Genomic DNA, 7714 nt, shown 5'->3' with positions numbered 1-7714 from the left:
TCACAGAACGACATGGCTACGATCCGACTTACATATGCATTGAGCATAGCATCGATTTGTGGTAAAATGTCATAGCCGACACCTGCGTGGATTGGAGCCCATGCAGGGTCATGTCCACTGGTAGTGTCATCGTAGTATCCGTATTTACCAAGAGCATGTTTAGATTTTAAAGCATGAGTAGATGAATCTACAGAGTCAGCAGCTACTGCATCTAATTGTGCAAGAATACCGTTTAATGCTTCGTAACCTGCACTGGTTTGTCCGGATGAGGGGATTTTACCGAACACTGCAATTTGTTCTGCACTGAAAGCACATGCAGGTGCAAGTAAGGATTCATATTTGGAGATGAAACCTTCTTTTTCAATGTTGGTTTTAATGAAGCCTTTACCTATTTTGGTAAATGCAGTGAACATTTTGGCAACAAGAGTTTCTTTAAGAATACCTGGTAAAGTTTCGGTAAGTGAATTGATGTTGTCCACTTGAGCACCGACATTGCCGGTTAATTTCTCCATGTTTTGGAGGTTTGCTCTTACTCTTAAAGATTGGATGTCTTGGGTTTCACCATCCATTTCAATGTATCTTAACATTCCTAATAATTCGGATTCTTCTTCTACACGGGTGATGAATTCACTGGCTTGACCAGCAATTACACCGTCAGTTGCAACTCCAGATGATTGTAAAGGTTTATCCCATTTTACAATAACTGGTTTGTTTGCGTCAATATCAGCTTTGGTTATCATATTATAACACCGTCCTTTTTTGGGTTAATTTAAATAAAATTTAGTTTCTGATTTTTTTACCGGTACGAGGGTCTCTTCCAGTCATTTCAAAGTAGTTGGTTGTTTCTTTGACTTGAGTTTCTCCGATAATCACTTTTTCAGATTTTGTGATTTTTGGTGTGTCTTCATCTTCAGGCTCAGTTTCTGGGTCTGGAGTTTCAGTTTCTTCTTTGACTGGTTCTTCTTCTTTTTCAGCAACAAGTTTAGCTAATGCTTCTTCAAGTTTTGCAACTCTTGCTTCAAGGTCAGTTTCCTCTGCTTCGGTTTCTTCGGCCACAGCTTCTTCTTCGGTTTCTTCAGTTTCTTTTTCAATAACTGGTTCGGTTTCTTCTTCAGCTGGAGCTTCTTCTTCTTCAGCAGTTTCTGCAGTATCTTCTTTTTCAACTGCTGGTTCTTCTTCAGTTTCAGTTACAATTTCTTCTTCCTGAGTAACTTCCACTTCTTCCTCTTTAGTCTCTTCATCCTCTTTTTCGATAGCAGGTTCTTCTTCTACAGGAGCTTCTGCCTCTTTAATCAAGGATTTAAGACCATTTAAGAATTCTTTGAAGTCCATTATTTTTCCTCCATTTTCTTCTTCAAATTCAACATCTTTGCTTTTCAAAATGTAGGCATCATAGTCATAGACATGCAGGCCGTATCCGTTAGCTCCACCTTCAACAAAACTGATGAATCGTGGAACTACGCATTCGGCATCAGGAATATCTTGGTATCTGATTGTTCCTTTCAGATTGCCTTTACATCTTGGAGCAATTCTGTTTGAGAGGCTCAAGCCTCCTAATTCTCCATTTAATAATCCTTGCTGTATTTCAGGATTATCAACACGTATTACAACATTCCAGCTTCCACTCGGAACAACATTTGTGCCCAGAGTTTCATCAGCGACGGAAATATAATTCTCGAGTAAAGACACTTCCGGTATCGGATTGTCTTCATGGTAAATCTCGAAATTATCTTGATTATTGAAACTGGTAAAAATCTTCTTGATGTCTTCAGCATGAAGTGTATCTCCTTGAGAGTCCTGCACGCCGTTCGGTATTACGCAACCTTTTACATACAATGCCTTTTGCTTACAAAGCAATGGCACATTATCAACTCCTAATATTTTGGTTAAATAGTAAAATTGAGTTAGCTCTCGCTAAGAGAAGCGATTATTAAAAAATAAAAATAGTTTAAGCTTTGATTATTTCATAAGTACATCCACAGTTACAGATATTGCTGCAGTTATTATGATCATTAGTCACATCACCTGGGAATAGTAAGTAATCAACATCACCAGTAACTTCATTAACTACTTCAAACTTAGCAGTGAATGGAACTGTCTCACCATCCATCCCTTGATGTCTTGTCTTTTCAAGTGTGGACCATATCCAAGACTTCTCTTCATTGATTACACCATAACCCTCACGGTCAGCTTGAATATTCTCCAATCTTGCAGTTTCATAATCTAATCTATGAGTTTTATACCTCTCCAAGTCACGGCTTAACTGATTCAATTCCTTGTAAGTGTATTGTCTACCTTTATAATTACTTCCACGTTCCAATGCTCTTTCAAGTAAAGCCTGACGCCTATTAGATGGTAAAGGTTTATCTTCAGTTATACATTTTTCAAGGATTTCTTTACGACTAGTATGTCTTGGTAATTTCTCAATCAATGATTTATATTTATTAATTTGAACATCAGCATTAGCCAATACATTTTCAGCATAATCTAGATTCTTAACAATCCTTTCAACTTCCAATCTTGTTAAGTCTTCACTAACATTACGGATTACTTTCAAAGCTTCAGCTTCAGATGTAAGGCTACGAGTAACAAGACTATGTTTTAATATTCGTCTTAAATCCGCATCCGAAGCTTTAATATTATAATTAATAAGTAATTTACGAATATTATCCTCACTATATGGGTCACGAATATCTGATGTGTATTCATTATTCCATTCGATGATCTTCTTATCAATTAATTCATTATTGATGAATTGTATGAGTGTATGAGTTTTATGATGAGCTTTTTGAATAATTGCAATACGTTGATTGCCAAGATAATTTTTATATTCAAATTTGCTGTTAAATCTCATAAATATCATCTTACGCTTCTTTTAATTGAGCTTCCACTTCTTCAATTAATCTTAAATCATCTTCACTTAAACCAGCTTCTAGTTCAGGTAGTTTACGATACTCCCATATATGTGGATTAGTTGTGAAATCATATTCATTTAAATCAATTACACTAATATGCTCAGCTAATCCTGTAATGTATTGTTTTAATGTTAATGCTCCATTATTCCATGCGTCACTTATTAGTTTAACTTCGATTTCACGTCTGTCACTGAATATTGGAGTTGAAATATCAACATTAACATCAATACTGTATAATTCATCGATTAATTCACATATCCATTGTTTGAAGGGTTTTTGTTCATTACGTAAGTTTAATGTGTAAATCTCCCAGATTGACTTAGTCTTGTCACTGTTCATTGATTCACGTTCAGTGTTAATCATTAATCTTACTAATGGAATATTATAATCGTTCAATACTGCTTGTTGACATTTGTCTCCTAAATCGGATAAGTATGATTGATTGTTATTGGTTAATGTTACATAATCCATATTTAATGGTCGATTGGATTCTGTGAATATTACTGCTGTTCCACCATTAGCTGAACTTAACTCTTTAGAAATAATTTCTTCACGGCTTTCCTGTTGGATTACAGGATTGCCTTCAGAGTCATATTGTATTGGATTAACAGGTTGTGGTTCGAGATTAATATTCAGAACCCCACTACTAATATTCCCATTGGATACGGTTTTGTAATCGGATTTGCTTATTGCGATTTCAGTTAAGATTTTCTCATAGTTCTGTATCCATCTTGGTAATCCAAAGAATTGGTAAATATTGTCTCCACCTAATAGTGAAGCGTGTCCGAGTTTCTGATTATCATAATAGATGAAGTTTTCAGGATAATTTTCTCCCATGATTTTAAAGTATTTAGTTTTACTGTTGATTAGTTGTTTCAACAAGTATACTTGTTGGTCTTTGATTGTTGTACGGATTATTTTACATGAATGTATTGGTATTTGTTTTAGTTTGAATCGTACATTATTCCAAATGTATTCTACTGCTGCCCATGCAGCATAATTATAATCAATGGCCATGTTGTGGATTTCATCTATATTTTCCTCTAGAAATTCATTAATTTTTTTAACTTGATTAACCAGTTTATCAGATGGTTCATCAATTGTATTGGGAGTTAATGTAATATCATTATAGATGATGTCATCTGCTAATATTCTGCAACATTTAGCTACATGTGATGATTTCTGAAAAACATATAAACATGATTCCATTGGAATAGGTGGATGTAATTCAGTTACATTCTCCGCAACATCTTTATTCTCAGATTGGAATAAATTTTTATTCTGTAGATTTTTAGCAATACTCTTCTCAATCCTTGCTAATTGCGGGTCTACATTTTTTCCTTGTATTCTCATAAACTTTTATCCTCCTATTCTTGCTCCAACACTAACATGTGAAACATTTCCTAAAATATCAGTATGTAAATAATTCCTTGCTAAACTTGCACTATCAACAAGGTTCGGACTTCTACCTTTACCGTCCGGTGATAATTGTATGCTTTCATCAATGAAATCATTAATGTAAATGGATTCTTGGTTTAATTTTGTATTACCATATTTTATACTATGCATTAATGGTCTTGCACGTTGATATTTACTTCCTGATGGTTTCTTTAGGATTACTGGTATATTGTAACCGTAATCTAAGATTAATTCTTGGAAGTATTTTCGTGCATATTCTGGACTTCCTCCACCTTCCTGTTCAATTACTATTAAACTTGTTCGTGGAGCTGCGGGATTTGGATTATGTTTAATTACAAAATTAACAAGTAAACTTTCAGGGTTACTGGATTGTGTCTGGTCGAAATCTTTAATATATTCCAAACCATTCACTAAGTAATCATAGCAGACTACTGCGAACATGTCTTTACCTTTACCTGCTAAATCAATACTAATCAATTCATAATGCACTGGAGTATCTAATGTGGTTAATTGTGCTTGGCCTTCTGCAAGGGATAATAAATCACCAACACTTGGCCTGTAATGCCAATCACCTTTCATTTGATATTGTTGATCTATATAATCTAATTCCATTAATGCAGCTTCATAAGTATCATCATCAATATATGGATTGTCTTTATATCCCATGCAAATGTAGGGTAAATCCCCGTCAATATATTTCTCGATTAAGTAATCTGTTGATTCTCCACCAGGGTTGCTTGCATTACCGAATCTTAATGGTATCCAGTCATCAGCTTTTTTACGTAAACTCCTGTAAAGAAATCTTAATACTGACTCCGGTAACTCTGAAGCTTCATCATTCAAGATAGTATGATAAGATTCACCTTTAACATCTTGCTTATGAGATTCATCATTAAATGCTTTGAAATGTATCTCTGCACCAGACGGAAATATAATCCTTATTAATCCTGATTCTCTTGATTTAACTCCAGGAATATTTTTCAATATATCAAAAACACTACCAGTACCAACTAATTCCCTGTAATTTTTACGAGTTACTAAACAACGATAATGTGGAAATTCTACAAACTGTAATGCTAATGCTGCAAGTAATTTTGTTTTACCTCCACCACCAGGACCACCAGTCAGGAACTCATTTATTCCCTCATGATTATGACAACTTGTTAAAGCAACAAGAACTTGCTTATCATATAATTCAAAATCAATATATGGATTATCTAAGATTGTTAATTCAAAATTCAACCAATCCCATTCATTGAAACTAATCATAATCCATCTCATCCATTCTTTGCTTGAGTTTAATTAATTTTTCAGCTTTCAAAGTAGCATTAGTTTCCTGCTTAACATCAGCATCAACATTTAAGTTAACATTCTGCTCAGTATTAGCAACTTCAACACCAGTCACTTCCTTATAAATATCCCAAGTAGTCTTATTAGCAAAAGCTATTTCATTTTTACCTTTACCTTTCAAATGTGGGAAAACTTGCCCATCCATCTCAATTTCTTTAGAAATACGTTTATTACTTGCAAGTTCATCTTCAAGGTCATCTTGGAATGATGATAAGAATTTTTCAGCTCTTTCTTTTCTTTGCTTTCGCATTTCTTTAAATTTATCTTCCCAATAAGCTCTTCTACGATTTTTATATTGTAAATAAGAAGACCATAATGTTAAAGTTCTAGGTTTAGGTGGATTAAAAGAAAGTTCTTTTTTACTCCCTTCGTACTGCCATTCATCACCTTTACCTAATCCTTTAAATGATTTGATAAACTTAGTTATATTATCATCTGAGACTTCTAAGTAGAGTTCTAAAAAGTAGTGTTGTCTTTCTGTTTCTTTATCTTGGAGTTCATATATGGGTTCTACTAATTCTATTTTTTCATATCCCATTGTATTTCCCTCCAAGGCAATATTTAATGTATTATATTGAATAAGATATTTATTCCAATTGTTATTACTGTCAAGGCTGCTCCTATCATGAGCATTTTATTATTGAAACGTTTTTGTTCATTATCTTCTTTTTCTTTTAATTTTTCTTTTAAGTTTTGATAATCTGTTTCAATTGTTTTTACTCGTAATTCTAATTCCACGTCTCCTTTGTTACTGTCTACTTTGAAGTCGTTGAAGCCTTGAACTAGTATGTCGAGTTTTTTATCCATATTATTTATTTTATCATTCAATTCCTCTATCCTTTTTTCTTTATAATCTGCACGGGCTTCTAGTTCGGCAGTTTTCCTGCTGATTCCTTGGATTTGTTCTTCATGTATACAAGTGTATTCAGCAGCCATCTTTATCATCACCAGTTACATACTCATCATTCAAGACTGTTTCATCTGATGCAACTGGTTGTGGTTTATTGCCTAATAATTCTAATGTATTTGGATTTTTACTTGACCAGATTGCAATTATTAATGTGATTACACTCATCAGTACTGTTGCTAATTGTGCTTGATCTACAGTATAACCAAAGTAGGCTAGGATAGTTGTTATTATTATTGCTGCGAAAGTTGCTATTGTAGATATATTATTTGTTTCCATACAGATTTACCACCTTTTATAATAATTTTAAGCTAAAAGAAAATGTCATGGTAGGGATTTGAACCCTAATTTACTATGAACACCATTTTTTTGACTAAAAAAAAATTTAATTTAATCTTTTTCTTTTTTGTCAAAAAAAATATAGGGGTGAGACAATTTATTGAAAATAGAAATTATAATTTAAATTTTTTTTGGTCATGTTCTCCATGACATGTTTTTGGAGGATTTTTTCGGATACTCTATTTGATAATTTGTTTATCCTGAAAGAGAGTTGTGAGAAAAAAGATAAACTTAATCTTGGAGAGTATCCGAAAAAATATAGTGTGTTTAAAATATGTTTTGACGAATTTATTTTCTCATATAGCAAAATTTGACGTAAATTCGAAGAAATATTAACTTTTTTTTAGATGATTAGAAGTCCATATGGCAGTTCTATTTTTTGTCCTGCGACGTAGCTGTAGCTAGCTCTGGTGATTAATCCGCATTCTGTGCAGTATTCGTAGCTGCGGTTTTGACTTAATTGTATTGTGAATGTTTTGCATTCTGGGCATAAGTCTGTGTTTTCTGTTTCGTCTTCTAATTCATCATCATTTATATTCATATTCCTTCTTACCTATATATTATAATCTACTGATGGGATTATATTATACCGTTACCCCTATGGGTATATATTTCTTTTTAAAACTAAAACTAAAACTAATTATATATAATATAATAAGTTAATTGTTCTTGGATTAGATTATGCATAATAATTATCCTCCCATTCAAGGAAATAAAAGAAATCCTTACTTATCTCTACTCTAATATGGTTAGTAATAGTATTATCAATAACAGTGAAAATAAC

9 protein-coding genes are annotated in these 7714 nt (G+C 33.1%); all 9 read right to left on the bottom strand.

Features of this window, described 5'->3' with window-relative positions:
- On the bottom strand, positions 1–740 hold a 740-nt coding region (locus ACKI2P_RS03750; RefSeq protein ID WP_407375144.1), incomplete at its 3' end, for a hypothetical protein.
- Between the two features lie 40 nt (positions 741–780).
- A complete protein-coding gene (locus ACKI2P_RS03745) occupies positions 781–1863 on the bottom strand; it encodes an XkdF-like putative serine protease domain-containing protein (protein ID WP_407375142.1) in 1083 nt (360 codons plus the stop codon).
- A gap of 85 nt (positions 1864–1948) precedes the next feature.
- Complete coding sequence (locus tag ACKI2P_RS03740) at positions 1949–2854, bottom strand: hypothetical protein (RefSeq protein ID WP_407375141.1); 906 nt, start codon at positions 2852–2854, stop codon at positions 1949–1951.
- 10 nt (positions 2855–2864) lie between these two features.
- Positions 2865–4268, bottom strand: coding sequence for a hypothetical protein (locus ACKI2P_RS03735; protein WP_407375140.1), 1404 nt, complete (start codon positions 4266–4268; stop codon positions 2865–2867).
- Between the two features lie 6 nt (positions 4269–4274).
- The gene (locus ACKI2P_RS03730) at positions 4275–5603 is read right to left on the bottom strand and encodes a terminase large subunit domain-containing protein (RefSeq protein WP_407375138.1); all 1329 of its coding nucleotides are present in this window, start codon (positions 5601–5603) and stop codon (positions 4275–4277) included.
- Positions 5596–6222, bottom strand: coding sequence for a hypothetical protein (locus ACKI2P_RS03725; RefSeq protein ID WP_407375136.1), 627 nt, complete (start codon positions 6220–6222; stop codon positions 5596–5598). Before ACKI2P_RS03725 ends, ACKI2P_RS03730 begins: the two co-directional genes overlap by 8 nt.
- A gap of 23 nt (positions 6223–6245) precedes the next feature.
- A complete protein-coding gene (locus ACKI2P_RS03720) occupies positions 6246–6620 on the bottom strand; it encodes a hypothetical protein (protein WP_407375134.1) in 375 nt (124 codons plus the stop codon).
- Complete coding sequence (locus ACKI2P_RS03715; RefSeq protein ID WP_407375133.1) at positions 6610–6870, bottom strand: hypothetical protein; 261 nt, start codon at positions 6868–6870, stop codon at positions 6610–6612. The genes ACKI2P_RS03720 and ACKI2P_RS03715 overlap by 11 nt, the downstream gene beginning before the upstream one ends.
- Before the next feature lie 403 nt (positions 6871–7273).
- Positions 7274–7471: a hypothetical protein gene (locus tag ACKI2P_RS03710; protein WP_407375131.1), complete on the bottom strand. Its 198-nt coding sequence runs from the start codon at positions 7469–7471 to the stop codon at positions 7274–7276.
- Positions 7472–7714 lie beyond the last annotated feature (243 nt).

Source organism: Methanobrevibacter sp. (genome assembly GCF_045541095.1).
Taxonomy (GTDB): domain Archaea; phylum Methanobacteriota; class Methanobacteria; order Methanobacteriales; family Methanobacteriaceae; genus Methanocatella.
Note: the sequence above shows the minus strand (reverse complement) of the source record. Positions and strands in the feature narration are given on the sequence as shown.

What these genes read in the sequence shown, in the direction of transcription:
- ACKI2P_RS03740 (WP_407375141.1), bottom strand. Translation starts at nt 2,854, where the DNA reads ATGAGATTTAACAGCAAATTTGAATATAAAAATTATCTTGGCAATCAA.
- ACKI2P_RS03735 (WP_407375140.1), bottom strand. Translation starts at nt 4,268, where the DNA reads ATGAGAATACAAGGAAAAAATGTAGACCCGCAATTAGCAAGGATTGAG.
- ACKI2P_RS03730 (WP_407375138.1), bottom strand. Translation starts at nt 5,603, where the DNA reads ATGATTAGTTTCAATGAATGGGATTGGTTGAATTTTGAATTAACAATC.
- ACKI2P_RS03725 (WP_407375136.1), bottom strand. Translation starts at nt 6,222, where the DNA reads ATGGGATATGAAAAAATAGAATTAGTAGAACCCATATATGAACTCCAA.
- ACKI2P_RS03720 (WP_407375134.1), bottom strand. Translation starts at nt 6,620, where the DNA reads ATGGCTGCTGAATACACTTGTATACATGAAGAACAAATCCAAGGAATC.
- ACKI2P_RS03715 (WP_407375133.1), bottom strand. Translation starts at nt 6,870, where the DNA reads ATGGAAACAAATAATATATCTACAATAGCAACTTTCGCAGCAATAATA.
- ACKI2P_RS03710 (WP_407375131.1), bottom strand. Translation starts at nt 7,471, where the DNA reads ATGAATATAAATGATGATGAATTAGAAGACGAAACAGAAAACACAGAC.